Origin of the sequence: Saccharothrix violaceirubra, from assembly GCF_014203755.1 — a bacterium.
Taxonomy (GTDB): Bacteria; Actinomycetota; Actinomycetes; order Mycobacteriales; family Pseudonocardiaceae; genus Actinosynnema; species Actinosynnema violaceirubrum.
The window spans coordinates 234353-249494 of record NZ_JACHJS010000001.1 but is presented as its reverse complement, the minus strand read 5'-3'; the positions used below and the strand labels follow the sequence as shown (position 1 = coordinate 249494).

26 protein-coding genes are annotated in these 15142 nt (G+C 68.1%); 1 reads left to right on the top strand and 25 read right to left on the bottom strand.

Features of this window, described 5'->3' with window-relative positions:
- Positions 1-90 precede the first annotated feature (90 nt).
- Positions 91-1209, top strand: coding sequence for a lytic transglycosylase domain-containing protein (locus F4559_RS35735; protein ID WP_184665769.1), 1119 nt, complete (start codon positions 91-93; stop codon positions 1207-1209).
- A 115-nt stretch (positions 1210-1324) separates the two neighbouring features.
- Here F4559_RS35735 and truA read toward each other — a convergent pair whose 3' ends face one another.
- The 25 genes from truA to rplP all read right to left on the bottom strand — a co-directional run bounded on the left by truA (position 1325) and on the right by rplP (position 15139).
- On the bottom strand, positions 1325-2116 hold the full coding sequence (gene truA, locus F4559_RS01375) for a tRNA pseudouridine(38-40) synthase TruA (RefSeq protein ID WP_184665768.1): 792 nt from the start codon (positions 2114-2116) through the stop codon (positions 1325-1327).
- 65 nt (positions 2117-2181) lie between these two features.
- Positions 2182-2709, bottom strand: a complete 528-nt coding sequence (rplQ, locus tag F4559_RS01370) for a 50S ribosomal protein L17 (protein WP_184665767.1) — start codon at positions 2707-2709, stop codon at positions 2182-2184.
- Positions 2710-2766: 57 nt separating this feature from the next.
- On the bottom strand, positions 2767-3819 hold the full coding sequence (locus tag F4559_RS01365; protein ID WP_184665766.1) for a DNA-directed RNA polymerase subunit alpha: 1053 nt from the start codon (positions 3817-3819) through the stop codon (positions 2767-2769).
- A 145-nt stretch (positions 3820-3964) separates the two neighbouring features.
- The gene (rpsD, locus tag F4559_RS01360) at positions 3965-4570 is read right to left on the bottom strand and encodes a 30S ribosomal protein S4 (protein WP_184665765.1); all 606 of its coding nucleotides are present in this window, start codon (positions 4568-4570) and stop codon (positions 3965-3967) included.
- Positions 4571-4590: 20 nt separating this feature from the next.
- A complete protein-coding gene (rpsK, locus tag F4559_RS01355) occupies positions 4591-4998 on the bottom strand; it encodes a 30S ribosomal protein S11 (RefSeq protein ID WP_184665764.1) in 408 nt (135 codons plus the stop codon).
- A 33-nt stretch (positions 4999-5031) separates the two neighbouring features.
- Complete coding sequence (rpsM, locus tag F4559_RS01350; RefSeq protein WP_184665763.1) at positions 5032-5412, bottom strand: 30S ribosomal protein S13; 381 nt, start codon at positions 5410-5412, stop codon at positions 5032-5034.
- Positions 5413-5620: 208 nt separating this feature from the next.
- The gene (gene rpmJ, locus F4559_RS01345; RefSeq protein WP_010148647.1) at positions 5621-5734 is read right to left on the bottom strand and encodes a 50S ribosomal protein L36; all 114 of its coding nucleotides are present in this window, start codon (positions 5732-5734) and stop codon (positions 5621-5623) included.
- A 22-nt stretch (positions 5735-5756) separates the two neighbouring features.
- Positions 5757-5978, bottom strand: a complete 222-nt coding sequence (infA, locus tag F4559_RS01340; RefSeq protein WP_005166804.1) for a translation initiation factor IF-1 — start codon at positions 5976-5978, stop codon at positions 5757-5759.
- A 189-nt stretch (positions 5979-6167) separates the two neighbouring features.
- Complete coding sequence (locus F4559_RS01335; RefSeq protein WP_184665762.1) at positions 6168-6611, bottom strand: DUF1707 SHOCT-like domain-containing protein; 444 nt, start codon at positions 6609-6611, stop codon at positions 6168-6170.
- An 82-nt stretch (positions 6612-6693) separates the two neighbouring features.
- Positions 6694-7467 carry a type I methionyl aminopeptidase gene (map, locus tag F4559_RS01330; protein WP_184675341.1) on the bottom strand — a complete coding sequence of 258 codons (774 nt, stop codon included), beginning with the start codon at positions 7465-7467 and terminating at the stop codon, positions 6694-6696.
- Between the two features lie 53 nt (positions 7468-7520).
- Positions 7521-8072, bottom strand: a complete 552-nt coding sequence (locus tag F4559_RS01325) for an adenylate kinase (protein ID WP_184665761.1) — start codon at positions 8070-8072, stop codon at positions 7521-7523.
- Positions 8072-9382 (bottom strand): preprotein translocase subunit SecY, encoded by a 1311-nt coding sequence (gene secY / locus F4559_RS01320; protein WP_184665760.1) that lies wholly within the window; start codon positions 9380-9382, stop codon positions 8072-8074. The genes F4559_RS01325 and secY overlap by 1 nt, the downstream gene beginning before the upstream one ends.
- Before the next feature lie 543 nt (positions 9383-9925).
- Positions 9926-10369, bottom strand: a complete 444-nt coding sequence (gene rplO / locus F4559_RS01315; protein WP_184665759.1) for a 50S ribosomal protein L15 — start codon at positions 10367-10369, stop codon at positions 9926-9928.
- The gene (gene rpmD / locus F4559_RS01310) at positions 10366-10551 is read right to left on the bottom strand and encodes a 50S ribosomal protein L30 (RefSeq protein WP_184665758.1); all 186 of its coding nucleotides are present in this window, start codon (positions 10549-10551) and stop codon (positions 10366-10368) included. The genes rplO and rpmD overlap by 4 nt, the downstream gene beginning before the upstream one ends.
- Before the next feature lie 2 nt (positions 10552-10553).
- Positions 10554-11159, bottom strand: a complete 606-nt coding sequence (gene rpsE / locus F4559_RS01305) for a 30S ribosomal protein S5 (protein WP_121224926.1) — start codon at positions 11157-11159, stop codon at positions 10554-10556.
- Between the two features lie 35 nt (positions 11160-11194).
- Positions 11195-11593, bottom strand: a complete 399-nt coding sequence (rplR, locus tag F4559_RS01300) for a 50S ribosomal protein L18 (protein ID WP_221447110.1) — start codon at positions 11591-11593, stop codon at positions 11195-11197.
- Between the two features lies 1 nt (position 11594).
- The gene (rplF, locus tag F4559_RS01295) at positions 11595-12134 is read right to left on the bottom strand and encodes a 50S ribosomal protein L6 (RefSeq protein WP_184665757.1); all 540 of its coding nucleotides are present in this window, start codon (positions 12132-12134) and stop codon (positions 11595-11597) included.
- Between the two features lie 18 nt (positions 12135-12152).
- Positions 12153-12551, bottom strand: a complete 399-nt coding sequence (rpsH, locus tag F4559_RS01290; RefSeq protein WP_184665756.1) for a 30S ribosomal protein S8 — start codon at positions 12549-12551, stop codon at positions 12153-12155.
- Positions 12552-12671: 120 nt separating this feature from the next.
- Positions 12672-12857, bottom strand: coding sequence for a type Z 30S ribosomal protein S14 (locus F4559_RS01285; RefSeq protein ID WP_053715226.1), 186 nt, complete (start codon positions 12855-12857; stop codon positions 12672-12674).
- A gap of 1 nt (position 12858) precedes the next feature.
- The gene (gene rplE / locus F4559_RS01280; RefSeq protein WP_184665755.1) at positions 12859-13422 is read right to left on the bottom strand and encodes a 50S ribosomal protein L5; all 564 of its coding nucleotides are present in this window, start codon (positions 13420-13422) and stop codon (positions 12859-12861) included.
- Positions 13422-13736 (bottom strand): 50S ribosomal protein L24, encoded by a 315-nt coding sequence (rplX, locus tag F4559_RS01275; protein WP_184665754.1) that lies wholly within the window; start codon positions 13734-13736, stop codon positions 13422-13424. The genes rplE and rplX overlap by 1 nt, the downstream gene beginning before the upstream one ends.
- Before the next feature lie 2 nt (positions 13737-13738).
- On the bottom strand, positions 13739-14107 hold the full coding sequence (gene rplN, locus F4559_RS01270; protein WP_015805282.1) for a 50S ribosomal protein L14: 369 nt from the start codon (positions 14105-14107) through the stop codon (positions 13739-13741).
- A gap of 86 nt (positions 14108-14193) precedes the next feature.
- On the bottom strand, positions 14194-14478 hold the full coding sequence (rpsQ, locus tag F4559_RS01265; protein ID WP_184665753.1) for a 30S ribosomal protein S17: 285 nt from the start codon (positions 14476-14478) through the stop codon (positions 14194-14196).
- Positions 14475-14720 carry a 50S ribosomal protein L29 gene (rpmC, locus tag F4559_RS01260; RefSeq protein WP_184665752.1) on the bottom strand — a complete coding sequence of 82 codons (246 nt, stop codon included), beginning with the start codon at positions 14718-14720 and terminating at the stop codon, positions 14475-14477. Before rpmC ends, rpsQ begins: the two co-directional genes overlap by 4 nt.
- On the bottom strand, positions 14720-15139 hold the full coding sequence (gene rplP / locus F4559_RS01255) for a 50S ribosomal protein L16 (protein ID WP_184665751.1): 420 nt from the start codon (positions 15137-15139) through the stop codon (positions 14720-14722). The genes rpmC and rplP overlap by 1 nt, the downstream gene beginning before the upstream one ends.
- Positions 15140-15142: the final 3 nt, after the last annotated feature.

Here is a 15142-nt window from a genome sequence, read left to right as displayed (position 1 = left end):
GACGGGGACCGCGTTCACCACCTAGCCGTTGGGGACACCGTGCGTTCACGATTCCGCTCCACCGTCCACCGCAGACGAGCAGCGCTCACCGTGATCGCCGCGGTCGTGTGCGCCCTGCTCACCGCCGCACCGGGCTCCGTGGCCACCGTGCCGACCGCCGCACCGCCGCGGGTCGAACCCGTGCGGGCCGTCGAGTACCGGACGTCGGCCAAGCCCCGTGCCGCGGACGACACGCCGAACGACGTGATCAGGGACGTCGGCCCGCCACCCGCACCACCCGAACCCGAGGAGTCGGCCCTGCCCCTGCCGGCACCGGCCGACCACGGCATCCCGTCGAACGTCCTCGCCGCGTACCGCACGGCGGAAAAGGCACTCGCCGAGTCACACCCGGGCTGCCACCTGCGGTGGTACCACCTCGCGGGCGTGGGCCAGGTCGAATCCGGTCACGCCAGGGGCGGCCGGGCGACCCCGGACGGCGAGGCCCGCCCGCACATCCTCGGCCCGGTGCTCGACGGCGGCGCGTACGCGGCCATCCACGACACCGACGGCGGCGAACACGACGACGACCCGACGTGGGACCGCGCGGTCGGCCCGATGCAGTTCATCCCCGGCACCTGGCGGCGTTACGGGGTGGACGGCAACGGCGACGGCGTGACCAGCCCGCACAACATCGTCGACTCGGCCGTGGCGGCAGGCCGTTACCTGTGCTCGGGCGACTTCGACCTGGAACGGCAATCCGACCTGGACGCCGCCCTGTACCGGTACAACCACTCCAAGACGTACGTGGAACTGGTCGAGAGCTGGATGCGCACGTACTCGGACGGCACGGTCGAGGTCACACCCTTGGCACCCGGTGAAGAGGAGAAACCTCCGACCGAGACCCCCGAACCCACCCCGACCACGGAGCCCACCACCACGGCGGAACCGACCGACCCGACCACGGTGGACCCGTCGGCGGCCACCACGCCCCCGACCACGACGGACCCGTCGACAACGGAACCGGTCGGGCCCACCCCGACCCCGACCGAACCCCCGCCACCGCCGTCGGAGAGCCAGGCACCCACGACAACGGAGCCGGCGGAGCAGGCCGCATCCCTCATCACCGCCGAGGACTGCGCACACCGCGACTACGCGGAACTGGTCGCCAAGCTGGAGCACAGCCCCTTCGCGGCCACGATCATCGCCCGCCTCTGCGGCCGTCGCCGCTGACCCGGGCACACACGACACCCGCGCCCGTCTCCCCGTGGAGGCGGGCGCGGCTTCACGGTGCCTGAACGCACAACTCGCGGTGTCCGAACGCACAACTCGCGAGTGCGGGAAAGCTCTACGTCCCGGGAGAAACCCGGACGTTGCGCGTGACCAAAGCCCGAGCGGCAAGCGAGGCATCCTCCGGGTAGTCCACCCGCACCAGAGCCAACCCGTGCGGCGGAGCCACCGTCACCCCACTGGCCCGCGCACTCAAAGACAACAGCGAAGCAGGCCACTCGACCGGCTTGCGCCCCTCACCGACGGCAAGCAAAGCCCCCACCAGACTCCGCACCATCGAGTGGCAAAACGCATCCGCAGACACGAAAGCGGTCAACACGTCCCCATCCCGTGACCACTCCAACCGCTGCAACTCACGGATCGTCGTAGCACCCTCACGCCGCCGGCAGAACGCGCAGAAATCCCGCTCCCCCAACAACAACGCCGACGCCGCGTTCAACGCGTCGAGATCCAGCGGACGCGGCCACGCCAGGGTGTCCAACCGCCGCAACGGGTGCGCCCCCGAATCCGCATCCGTCACCCGGTACTCGTAGTGCCTCCGCAAGGCCGAGAACCGCGCATCGAACTCACCCGGCACCACCCGCGCCGCGAACACCCGCACATCGTCCGGCAACGCACGCGCCAACCGCTTGGGCAGCCCCGGCACATCGACACCGCCGGGCAGATCCGCGTGCGCGACCTGCCCGGCGGCGTGCACACCGGCATCGGTCCGCCCGGCCACGGTCAGGTTCACGTCCTCGCGCAGCACCTTGGACAACGTGTCCTCCAGCACCCCGCACACGGTCCGCCGCCCAGGCTGCCGAGCCCACCCCGAGAACCCGGTCCCGTCATAAGCCAGGTCGAACCGCACACGAACGCCGCCGAGCCCGTCGCCCCCAGTGGGGACAACGGGCTCGGCGGGAAGAATCTCGTCCGTCAGGACTCGTCCTTCTTGTCTTCGTCCTTGACCTCGACGGCCTCGGCCTCAGCCTCGGTCGACTCAGCCTCGGTCGCCTCGACCTCGTTCTCCTCGACGACGGCGGCCTTGGGCGCCTCGTCCTTGGCGAACTTGGTCTTGCGGGCACGCTCGGCCTCGGAGGTGACGGTCTTCTCCTGCACCAGCTCGATCACGGCCATGGGGGCGTTGTCGCCCTTGCGCGGCAGCGTCTTGGTGATGCGGGTGTAACCGCCGGCCCGGTCCGCGAACTGCGGGCCGATCTCGGCGAACAGCTTGTGCACGATGTCCTTGTCACGGATGACCTTGAGGATCTCGCGACGGTTGTGCAGGTCGCCGATCTTCGCCTTCGTGATCAGCTTCTCGGCGTACGGGCGCAGGCGCTTGGCCTTGGCCTCGGTCGTGGTGATCCGGCCGTGGGTGAACAGCGAGGTGGCCAGGTTGGCCAGCAGCAGCCGCTCGTGGGCCGGGGAACCGCCGAGTCGGCGGCCCTTCGTGGGGGTGGGCATCGACTTGCTCCTCGGATTCTTTCCTGATCCTCTGCTCCGGCCCGGCCGCTGACGGCCTCAGAGCTGCTCGGTCTCCGCGTAGTCCTGGCCGTCGTCGTGCGTGTCCACGGAGGTGTCCACGCCCCAACCCTCGGTGGGGTAGTCGGACGCGGCGGCCGACGGGTCGAACCCAGGGGGGCTGTCCTTGAGCGCGAGGCCGAGCCCGACGAGCTTCATCTTGACCTCGTCGATCGACTTCGCACCGAAGTTGCGGATGTCCAGCAGGTCCGCCTCGCTGCGCGACACGAGTTCACCCACGGTGTGGATGCCCTCGCGCTTGAGGCAGTTGTAGGACCGGACGGTGAGGTCCAGGTCCTCGATCGGCATCGCGAACGCCGCGATGGTGTCGGCCTCGGCGGGCGACGGTCCGATCTCGATGCCCTCGGCGTCGACATTCAGCTCGCGCGCGAGACCGAACAGCTCCACCAGCGTCTTGCCCGCGGACGCGACGGCGTCGCGCGGCGTGATGGAGGGCTTGGTCTCGACGTCGAGGATCAGCTTGTCGAAGTCGGTCCGCTGCTCGACACGGGTGGCCTCGACCTTGTAGGTCACCTTCATGACGGGCGAGTAGATCGAGTCGACGGGGATGCGGCCGATCTCGGCACCGGCCTGCTTGTTCTGGACGGCGGGGACGTAGCCGCGACCGCGCTCGACGACGAGCTCGATCTCCAGCTTGCCCTTGCCGTTCAGGGTCGCGATGTGCAGGTCGGGGTTGTGCACGGTGACACCGGCCGGGGGCACGATGTCGCCGGCGGTCACCGCACCGGGTCCCTGCTTGCGCAGGTACATGGTCACCGGCTCGTCCTCCTCGGAGCTGACGACCAGCTCCTTGAGGTTGAGGATGATGTCGGTGACGTCCTCCTTGACGCCCGGAACGGTGGTGAACTCGTGCAGCACGCCGTCGATGCGGATGCTGGTCACCGCCGCGCCCGGGATGGACGACAGGAGGGTCCGGCGGATGGAGTTGCCGAGGGTGTAGCCGAAGCCCGGCTCCAGCGGCTCGATGACGAACCGGGAGCGGGTCTCGTTGACCGCGTCCTCGCTGAGCGAGGGGCGCTGGGAAATCAGCACTGGGTTCTTCCTCTCTCCAACCCGACGACCGCCATATGACGTCGGGAGAGCCGGTCGCGGAGACCGGCGAACGCGTGCGGCACACCATTCCGTGCCGCCGCGGGACCCGACCGGGGGGACCGCCGCGGCGGTCCCCCCGGGAGGATCACTTCGAGTAGAGCTCGACGATGAGCTGCTCGGTGACGGGCGTGTCGATCTGCGCCCGCTCCGGGAGCTGGTGCACCAGGATGCGCAGCGAAGACGGCACGACCTGGAGCCAGGCCGGGATCGGCCGGTCGCCGAACGAGGCACGCGCGGCCTCGAAGGGCAGCGTCGGCAGCGACTTCGGCTTGACGTCGATGATGTCGAACTTCGACACCCGGAAGCTCGGGATGTTGACCTTGTGGCCGTTCACGATGAAGTGACCGTGGCTGACCAGCTGGCGGGCCTGACGGCGGGTACGCGCGAGACCCGAGCGGTACACCACGTTGTCCAACCGCGACTCCAGGATCTGGAGCAGGTTCTCACCGGTCTTGCCGGTGCGGCGGACCGCTTCCTCGTAGTAGCGGCGGAACTGCTTCTCCAGCACGCCGTACGTGTAGCGGGCCTTCTGCTTCTCCTGGAGCTGAAGCAGGTACTCGGACTCCTTGACCCGGCCGCGGCCGTGCTGGCCGGGCGGGTAGGGACGGCGCTCGAACGCCTGGTCCCCACCGACGAGGTCGACCTTGAGCCGGCGCGAGATACGCGTTGCCGGTCCGGTGTAGCGAGCCATCTGTTACTCCTCCCCGTGCCTCAGACCCGGCGCCGCTTGGGCGGGCGGCAGCCGTTGTGGGGCTGCGGGGTCACGTCCTGGATGGTGCCGACTTCCAGGCCGGCGGCCTGGAGGGAACGGATCGCGGTCTCACGGCCGGAGCCGGGACCCTTCACGAACACGTCCACCTTGCGCATGCCGTGCTCGGCGGCCTTGCGCGCGGCGTTCTCGGCTGCCATCTGGGCGGCGAACGGGGTCGACTTGCGGGAGCCCTTGAAGCCGACGTGGCCGGCGGAAGCCCAGCTGATCACGTTGCCCAGCGGGTCCGTGATGGACACGATGGTGTTGTTGAACGTGCTCTTGATGTGGGCCTGGCCGTGCGAGACGTTCTTCTTTTCCTTGCGCCGGACCTTCTTGACCCCGGCGCCCTGACGGGACTTGGGTGGCATGTCTTGGTGATCTCCTGTTAGGTACGCGAGGTCTTACTTCTTGCCGGCCTTCTTCTTGCCCGCAACGGTCTTCTTCGGACCCTTGCGAGTGCGCGCGTTCGTCTTGGTGCGCTGCCCGCGGACGGGCAGGTTGCGACGGTGGCGCAGGCCCTCGTAGCAGCCGATCTCCATCTTGCGGCGGATGTCGGCCGCGACCTCGCGGCGGAGGTCACCCTCGACCTTGAAGTTGCTCTCGATGAACTCGCGGAGCTTCGTCAGGTCGTCGTCACCAAGGTCCTTGACCCGGACGTCGGGCGAGATCTCGGTCGCCTTCAGCACTTCCTTCGACCGCGTACGGCCGATGCCGAAGATGTAGGTGAGCGCGATCTCCAACCGCTTCTCGCGGGGGAGGTCTACGCCAGCGAGTCGTGCCATACGGCGCTAGCTCCTCACAATGATGTCGCTCCAGGTCTGCTCCCCGTCCGATTCCGGGACTGACTCGCTGTGTCAGTTCCGACCGCTCTCGCGATCGGCGTCCCGGCCCCGGCCTGGAGTCCGGGGGTGCGCGTGCACGGTGTGCACGCAGGTGCGGGGAGTTCTATTCGTGTCGCGTCGGAAGACTCGACGAGTGCGATGTGCTCGCTCAGCCCTGGCGCTGCTTGTGGCGCAGGTTCTCGCAGATCACCATGACCCGACCGTGACGGCGGATCACCTTGCACTTGTCGCAGATCTTCTTGACGCTCGGCTGGACCTTCACGCCTGAGCTCCTGCGTCAGAGGTCACTTGTAGCGGTAGACGATGCGCCCTCGGGACAGGTCGTAGGGCGAGAGCTCCACGACAACCCGGTCCTCGGGGAGGATACGGATGTAGTGCTGGCGCATCTTGCCGCTGATGTGAGCCAGGACCTTGTGCCCGTTCTCCAACTCGACGCGGAACATCGCGTTGGGGAGCGGCTCGACTACGCGGCCCTCGACCTCAATGGCCCCGTCCTTCTTGCCCATGTCCTCCGCGTTTCGTGACGGTGGGTGTTGCTTCGGTCGCGAGGCACACGACACCCCGACTCCTCAGGCCCTTGCGAACCCGGTCCACCCGCGAGTGGAAGCCACCGACACGGGCATGACGGAACCGGCGCGACGTGTGCGCCACCCGTCCATACTACGCGGACCTGGGAGTACGCCCAAATCCGCCGGTCAGCGGGTTTTGCCGGTGGCCAGCCAGACGACGCCCAGGACCGAACCCCACGGCACGGCCACCCACAGGAACCACGGATGCACGAAGCCCTCGCCGCCGAGCAGGCTCACCAGCAGCCAGATCGCGAAGTTGAACGCGCTGACGCTCAGCCACACGGTGGTCAGGGCCCGCAACGCCCGCTGTCCGCCGCTCTTGCGCGCCGGGACCGGCGGCGGGGGGACCAGCGGCACGACGGGCATGGCCCGCGTGGCGTCCTCGGGCAGGTCGGCGACGAGCACCAGCAGGTCCCCGCGGGTCTTGGCGTTCCACGCGCTCACCACCCGGGCGTCGAACTCGGCCAGGTCGAGGCTGCCGTCGGTGTGCGCGGTGTGCAGGCGGCGCACGACCACCTCGCGCTCGGCGTCTGAAACCCTGATGTCCTCGGGGCGCACAGGCTGGCTCACGCGCTCATCGTCCCGTCGCCGGACGTCGTCGACCATGGGGCCAACCCCCGCAAATCCCCGGGTGACGACATCAGGGTCGCCCCTACTCCTCGGGCGCGGTGAGCACCCACGGACCGTCGTCGGTGATGGCGACGCTGTGCTCCCAGTGCGCCGCGCGCGACCCGTCCTCGGTGATCACGGTCCAGCCGTCGTCGAGTTCGACGGTGCGCTCGGTGCCCAGGGTCAGCATCGGCTCGATGGCGATGGCCATGCCGACCTTGAGCCGGGGCCCCTTGCCGGGCTTGCCCCGGTTGGGCAGGAACGGGTCCATGTGCATCTTCGAACCGATGCCGTGGCCGCCGTAGCCGTCGACGATGCCGTAGGTGACGCCGTGCTCACGGCCGACGCGCACGGTCTCGTTGCCGATGGCGAAGGAGATGTCGCTCAGGCGCCCGCCGGGCACGGCCGCGGCGATGCCCGCGAGCATCGACAGCCTGGTGGCCTCGGACAGTCTGCGCTCGGCCTCGGTGACCTGGCCGATCTCGACCGTCACGGCCGAGTCGCCGTGCCAGCCGTCGAGGATGGCACCGCAGTCGATCGAGATCAGGTCGCCCTCGGCGAGGACCTGGGTACGACTGGGGATGCCGTGGACCACCTGTTCGTTCACGCTGGCGCAGATGCTCGCCGGGAACCCGTGGTAGCCCTTGAACGACGGGATGGCGCCCGCCTCGCGGATGGTGGTCTCGGCCAGCTCGTCCAGTTCGGCCGTGCTGACCCCGACCTTGGCGTGCCCGACGAGGGCCGCCAACGTACGCGCCACGACCAGTCCCGAGGCGCGCATCGCCTCGAGCTGGCCGCGGCTCTTGATCTCGATCATGCGGTCGCGACCGCCCGGCAACGCGCGGCGCAGGACATCGAAGAGTCCACCGGTCACTTCGGGCCGCGAAGCGCGGCCAGCGCGCGTTCGCTGATCTCGTCGATCCCACCCACCGCGTCGACGGTGACCAGGATGCCGGAGTAGTGGTCCAGCAGCGGCGCGGTCTCCGTGCGGTAGACCTCCTGCCGGTGCCGGATCACGTCCTCCTTGTCGTCGGTGCGCCCGCGGGCGAGCAGCCGCTCGACGACGAGTTCCTCGTCGATGCGGAACTCCACGACGGCGTCGAGCTTGTGGCCGCCGGAGGCCAGGATCTCGTCGAGGACACCCGCCTGGGCCACGTTGCGCGGGAAGCCGTCGAGCAGGAAGCCGGCGGCGGCGTCGGGCTCGGCGAGCCGGGCGCGCACCATCTCGTTGGTCACCTCGTCGGGGACGAGACGACCGGAGTCGAGGTACTGCTGCACCTCCCGGCCGAGGTCCGTCTGCTCGCCGATGTGCGCGCGGAAGAGGTCCCCGGTGGAGATGTGCGGCACGCCGAGCTTGCTCTTGAGCAGTCCGGCCTGGGTGCCCTTGCCCGCTCCGGGCGGGCCGACGAGAACGAGTCGCACTAGCGGAGGAACCCTTCGTAATTGCGCTGCATGAGCTGGCTTTCGATCTGCTTCACGGTGTCGAGTCCGACACCGACCATGATCAGCACCGCGGTACCGCCGAACGGGAAGTTCTGGTTCTGGCCCTGACCGGTCAGGTCGAGGAACAGGTTCGGCAGGATGGCGACGATGCCCAGGTAGAGCGAGCCAGGCAGCGTGATCCGCCCCAGGACGAAGCGGAGGTATTCGGCGGTGGGCCGGCCGGGGCGGATACCCGGGATGAACCCACCGAACTTCTTCATCTCGTCGGCACGCTCGTCCGGGTTGAACGTGATGCCCACGTAGAAGTAGGTGAAGAAGACGATCAGCAGGAAGTACAGCCCCATGTGCACGGGGTTGGACTGGCTGACCAGGTACGTCTGCACGAACGTCTGCCACCAGCCCGGCGCCGACCCGTCGTTCGAGGCGGTCAACCGGGAGATCAGGTCCGGCAGGTACAGCAGCGACGAGGCGAAGATGACCGGGATGACACCGGCCTGGTTCACCTTCAGCGGCAGGTAGGTCGACGTGCCGCCGTACATCCGGCGGCCGATCATGCGCTTCGCGTACTGCACCGGGATCCGGCGCTGGGCCTGCTCGACGTAGATGACGCTGGCAATGATCAGCAGCGCCGCCACGAGGACCAGGAAGAAGGTGAGACCGCCGCGGCTGAGGATGATCTGGCCCTCGGCCGGGATGCGGGCGGCGATGCCGGTGAAGATCAGCAACGACATGCCGTTGCCGATGCCCTTCTCGGTGATGATCTCACCGAGCCACATGATCACGCTGGTGCCCGCGGTCATCGTCACGACCAGCACGCACAGCGAGAAGATGCTCTCGTCCGGGATGACCGGCACCTGGCAGTCCTGGAACAGCTGGTCGCGCACGGCCAGGGCGATGATGCCCGTGGACTGGAGCACGGCCAGCGCGATCGTCAGGTACCGGGTGTACTGCGTGAGCTTGCCCTGGCCCGCCTGGCCTTCCTTCTTCAACTGCTCGAACCGCGGGATGACGACGGTGAGCAGCTGGATGATGATGCTGGCGGTGATGTAGGGCATGATGCCCAGCGCGAAGATCGACAAGTTGAGCAGCGCGCCGCCGCTGAACAGGTTGATCAGGGAGTAGATCCCCTGCTGGTCCACCTGCTCGACGCACTGTTTCACGTTCTTGAAGGAGACACCCGGCGCGGGCAGGGTCGCGCCCAACCGGTACACGACGACGATCCCCAACGTGAAGAGGATCTTCTTTCGTAGGTCCGGCGTCGCGAGAGCCGAGCGGAATGCGCCGAGCACGCGAACCTCCATCAGCGTTGCCGCCCATCGGGGTCGGCATCTCCTGCGGTACCGACCGTGTTGCCGGCACAGTCCTGCTGGTTGCCGTCGGGCTGTCGCCGACGAGCGGCGGACGTGGCGATAGCCGCGACCGACCCGGACGACATCCGGGTTCAGCCCGCGACTTTAACAGCCACCGGGCCGATCGCCGTAGCCAGTCGGCGTTCACACTTCGCACTTGATCGGAACCTTCGGCCCGCAAGCCTCCGAATGGATCAAGTTCGACCGTACCCGGGCAGGTCGCGGGCGTACCGGGCCGGTACGCCCGAGCCCGCGCCGACCCCTGCCGGAGGGGCTCGTCAATACCGCCGGAAAGGCGGTGACGAGCATTTCCGGTGCTCGCCCGACACCCTGATCCACCGACGCCATAGCGACCCCGAGAACACCCGCGGGTGACGCCGGTACGGGTGACCGACGTATTTGCGCCGTGAGCGAACGAGACCGGGGTCGGTAATGCGAACGGCCCCCGGGAGTCCCGGGGGCCGTTCACGGTTCATGCGGCGTTCAGAGCACCGTGGTGGTGCCGCTCGCCGCCGTGATCTTCTCGACCGCGGAGCGCGAGAACTTGTGCGCCACGACGTCGAGCTTGACGCCGTCGAGGTCGCCGTCGCCCAGCACCTTCACCAGCTCGTTCTTGCGCACGAGGCCGGCGTCCACCAGCGCGTCCACGTCGACCCGGCCACCCTCCGGGAACACCCGGGCGATGTCGGAGACGTTGACGACCTGGTACTCGGTGCGGAACGGGTTGCGGAAGCCCTTGAGCTTCGGCAGCCGCATGTGCAGCGGCATCTGGCCACCCTCGAAGCGCGGCGAGACGTTCTTGCGCGCCCCGGTGCCCTTCGTACCGCGACCGGCGGTCTTGCCCTTCGAGCCCTCACCGCGGCCGACGCGGATCTTGGCCCGCTTGGCGCCCGGAGCCGGACGAAGGTCGTGGATCTTGATGGTCACGACTGGACCTCCTCGACGACCACCAGGTGACGCACGGTGTGGATCAAACCGCGCACCTGCGGCGAGTCCTCGCGGACCACCGACTGGCGGATCTTGCGCAACCCGAGGGTCCGGAGGGACTCACGGTGGTTGTGCTTGGTACCGATGCTGCTGCGGACCTGGGTCACCTTGAGCTGGGCCATGGTCACACCGCCCCTGCGCGGGCGCGCAGCATGCCGGCCGGGGCGACGTCCTCCAGCGGCAGACCGCGACGGGCCGCCACCTCCTCGGGACGCTGGAGACCCTTCAGGGCCTCCACGGTGGCGTGCACGATGTTGATCGCGTTGTCCGAGCCGAGCGACTTGGACAGCACGTCGTGGACACCGGCGCACTCCAGCACCGCGCGGACCGCGCCACCGGCGATGACACCGGTACCGGCCGAAGCCGGACGCAGCAGCACGACACCGGCCGCCTTCTCGCCCTGGACCGGGTGAGGGATCGTGCCCGCGATGCGGGGGACGCGGAAGAAGTTCTTCTTCGCCTCCTCCACACCCTTGGCGATCGCCGCCGGCACTTCCTTGGCCTTGCCGTAGCCGACACCGACCATGCCGTCGCCGTCGCCGACGACGACCAGCGCGGTGAAGCTGAAGCGACGACCACCCTTGACGACCTTGGAGACGCGGTTGATCGCAACCACGCGCTCCAGGTGCGGGGTCTTCTCCTGGGCCGCGCCGCCGCGGCCGCCGTCACGACGGTCGCGACGCTCTCCGCGCTCGCCCCCGCCGCCTTCGCGACGCGTGCGTCCTGGCATCAGGCGTCCCTCTCAATTCCAGTGATGATCATTTGTCAGAACTCCAGCCCGGCCTCGCGGGCCGCGTCCGCCAGAGCCGCGATCCGACCGTGGTAGGCGTTGCCGCCGCGGTCGAACACGACCTTGCTGATCCCGGCGTCCTTGGCACGGGCGGCGGCGAGCTGACCGACCTTGGCGGCCTTCGCCTTCTTGTCGCCGTCCACCGCACGGACGTCCGCCTCGACCGAGGAGGCGGCGGCCAGGGTGTGGCCCGCCAGGTCGTCGATGATCTGCACGGTGATGTGCTTCGACGACCGGTGCACGACCAGACGCGGGCGTGCCGGCGTACCGCTGACCTTCTTGCGGAGCCGGAAGTGACGGCGGGTCTTGGCGATGCGTCGGGTGGTCGAGATGTCCGTGCCCACCGGCTTGCGCTTCGTTGCGGTCTCGCTCATGTCACTTACCCGTCTTTCCGACCTTGCGGCGGATCTTCTCGCCCGCGTAACGCACGCCCTTGCCCTTGTACGGGTCGGGCTTGCGCAGCTTGCGGATGTTCGCGGCGATCTCGCCGACGAGCTGCTTGTCGATGCCGGAGACCGAGAACCGGGTCGGGGTCTCCACCGCGAAGGTGATGCCCTCCGGGGCCTCGACCTTCACCGGGTGGCTGTAACCCAGCGCGAATTCCAGGTCGGAACCCTTCAGCGCGACGCGGTAGCCGACGCCGTGGATTTCCATCTTCTTCTCGTAGCCCTGGGTCACGCCGACGACCATGTTCTGCACCAGGGTGCGCGACAGGCCGTGCAGCGAGCGGCTGCGACGCTCGTCGTTCGGGCGCTTGACCTCGAGCGTGCCGTCCTCGGCCCGCTCCAGGAAGATCGGCTCGGCGATGGTCAGCTCCAAGGTGCCCTTCGGACCCTTGATGCTCACCTCCTGGCCCTCGATCTTGACGTCGACCCCGGAGGGGACGGTGATCGGCAGCTTTCCGATGCGCGACATGCTGTTGTCCCCCTTCCGTTACCAGACGTAGGCGAGGACTTCGCCGCCCACGCCCTGCTTGTTCGCCTGACGGTCGGTCAGCAGACCGCCGGAGGTCGAGATGATCGCGACGCCAAGACCGCCGAGAACCTTCGGCAGGTTGGTCGACTTCGCGTAAACGCGCAGACCGGGCTTGGACACCCGGCGCAGACCCGCGATGCTGCGCTCACGGTTCGGGCCGTACTTCAGCTCGATCACGAGCTGCTTGGCGACGTCGCCGTCCTCGTCGCGGTAGCTCGCGATGTAGCCCTCGCGCTTGAGGATCTCGGCGATGTTCGCCTTCAGCTTCGAGTGCGGCATCACGACCTTGTCGTGGTACGCCGAATTCGCGTTGCGCAGACGGGTGAGCATGTCTGCGATCGGGTCGGTCATCGTCATGGTGACCTGGTCAACCTTTCTCGCTGCGGTTCGCCGGCCAGGGTCCGAGTCCGGAGCGGACTGGTCGTGGCGGGGCCTACAGCGAAGTGGATTTCGAAAAAACCTGCCGCCGAGCCGGACTTACCAGCTGGACTTGCTCACGCCGGGCAGCTCGCCCCGGTGGGCCATCTCGCGGAGGCAGATCCGGCACAGGCCGAACTTGCGGAACACCGAGTGCGGTCGGCCGCAGCGCTGGCACCGGGTGTAGCCCCGCACCTTGAACTTCGGCTTGGCCGCGGCCTTGTTGATCAGAGCCTTCTTGGCCATCTCAGTTCTCCCGGAAGGGGAAGCCCAGGTGCTTGAGCAGCGCCCGGCCCTCCTCGTCGTTGGTGGCGGTGGTGACGACCGTGATGTCCATGCCGCGCGGGCGGTCGATGGCGTCCGGGTCGATCTCGTGGAACATCGACTGCTCGTTCAGACCGAACGTGTAGTTGCCGTTGCCGTCGAACTGCTTGCCCGACAGGCCGCGGAAGTCGCGGATACGGGGCAGTGCGATGTTCAGCAGCCGGTCCAGGAACTCCCACATGCGGTCGCCGCGCAGCGTCACGCGCGCACCGATCGGCATGCCCTCGCGGAGCTTGAACTGCGCGATGGACTTGCGGGCCTTGCGGACCTCGGGACGCTGGCCGGTGATGATCGAGAGGTCCCGGACGGCGCCTTCGATCAGCTTGCCGTCACGGGCGGCGTCGCCGACGCCCATGTTGACGACGACCTTCACGACGCCGGGGATCTGCATCACGTTCGCGTACTCGAACTGCTTGCGCAGCTCGGCCACGATCTCCTCGCGGTAGCGGGTCTTGAGCCGCGGGGTGGTCTTCTCTGCGGTGGTCATCAGATGTCCTTCCCGTTACGACGGGAAATGCGGACCCGCTTGCCCTCGTCGTTCGTCCGGTAGCCCACGCGGGACGGCTTGCCGTCGGAGTCGACCACCATCACGTTCGACACGTGGATGGGCGCTTCCTGGGTCACGATGCCGCCCGACTGTGCGCCGCGCTGGGTCTGCGTGATCCGGGTGTGCTTCTTGATCCGGTTGACGCCCTCGACCAGGACCCGGTTCTGCGTCGGGTAGGCCTGGATGACCTTGCCCCGGGCGCCCTTGTCCTTGCCGGCGATGACGACGACCGTGTCGCCCTTCTTCACCTTCATGGTCAGAGCACCTCCGGCGCCAACGAGATGATCTTCATGAACTTCTTGTCGCGCAGCTCGCGGCCGACCGGGCCGAAGATGCGGGTGCCACGCGGCTCGTTGTCGTTCTTGATGAGCACGGCGGCGTTCTCGTCGAACCGGATGTAAGAGCCGTCGGGACGGCGCTTCTCCTTGACGGTGCGGACGACGACCGCCTTGACGACGTCACCCTTCTTCACACCGGCGCCGGGGATGGCCTGCTTCACCGTGGCGACGATGATGTCCCCGATGCCCGCGTAGCGGCGGCCGGAGCCGCCGAGAACACGGATGCAAAGGATTTCCTTCGCACCGGTGTTGTCGGCGACGCGGAGCCGCGACTCCTGCTGGATCACTTACCTACTCCTGACCATTCCTGGCCCGCCGGATTTCCGACCCGACGGGCTCGGTCTGTCTACTGTGCCCGAATCCCCGGAGGGACTTACTTGGCCTTCTCGAGGATCTCGACGAGCCGCCAGCGCTTGGTGGCGGACAGCGGCCGGGTCTCCATCAGCAGCACGCGGTCGCCGATGCCGGCGGCGTTCTGCTCGTCGTGCGCCTTCACCTTGGTGGTGGAGCGCATGACCTTGGAGTACCGGCGGTGCTTCTTGCGGTCCTCGACCGCGACCACGATCGTCTTGTCCATCTTGTCGGACACGACGAGGCCCTCGCGGACCTTGCGCTCGCCGCGGACCTCGGTCGTCGTCACTTCGTTGTTCTCGCTCATGCCGCACCCTCACCAGTGGAACCGTCCGGGGAAGCGGAGAGACCCAGCTCCCGTTCCCGCATCACGGTGTAGATCCGGGCGATCTCGTGCCGGACCGTGCGCAGGCGACGGTTGTTGTCGAGCTGACCGGTGGCCATCTGGAAGCGGAGGTTGAAGAGCTCCTCCTTCGCTTCCCGCAGACGCAGCACCAGCTCCTCTTCGGTCAGCTCGCGCAGCTCGGAAGCGGCGGTACCCGCTGCCATCAGAAATCACCACCCTCACGCGTAACGATGCGGCACTTCATCGGGAGCTTGTGGATCGCGCGACGAAGCGCCTCGCGGGCCACAGCCTCGTTCGGGAAGCTCATCTCGAAGAGCACCCGACCCGGCTTGACGTTGGCCACCCACCACTCCGGCGAACCCTTACCGGAACCCATGCGGGTCTCGGCGGGCTTCTTGGTGAGCGGGCGGTCCGGGAAGATGTTGATCCAGACCTTGCCACCACGGCGGATGTGCCGCGTGATGGCGATACGGGCGGACTCGATCTGCCGGTTGGTCACGTAGGCCGGCTCCAGCGCCTGGATGCCGAACTCGCCGAACGTGACACGCGTACCGCCCTTGGCAGCACCGGACCGACCGGGGTGGTGCTGCTTGCGGTGCTTGAGCCTGCGCGGGATCAGCAAGAC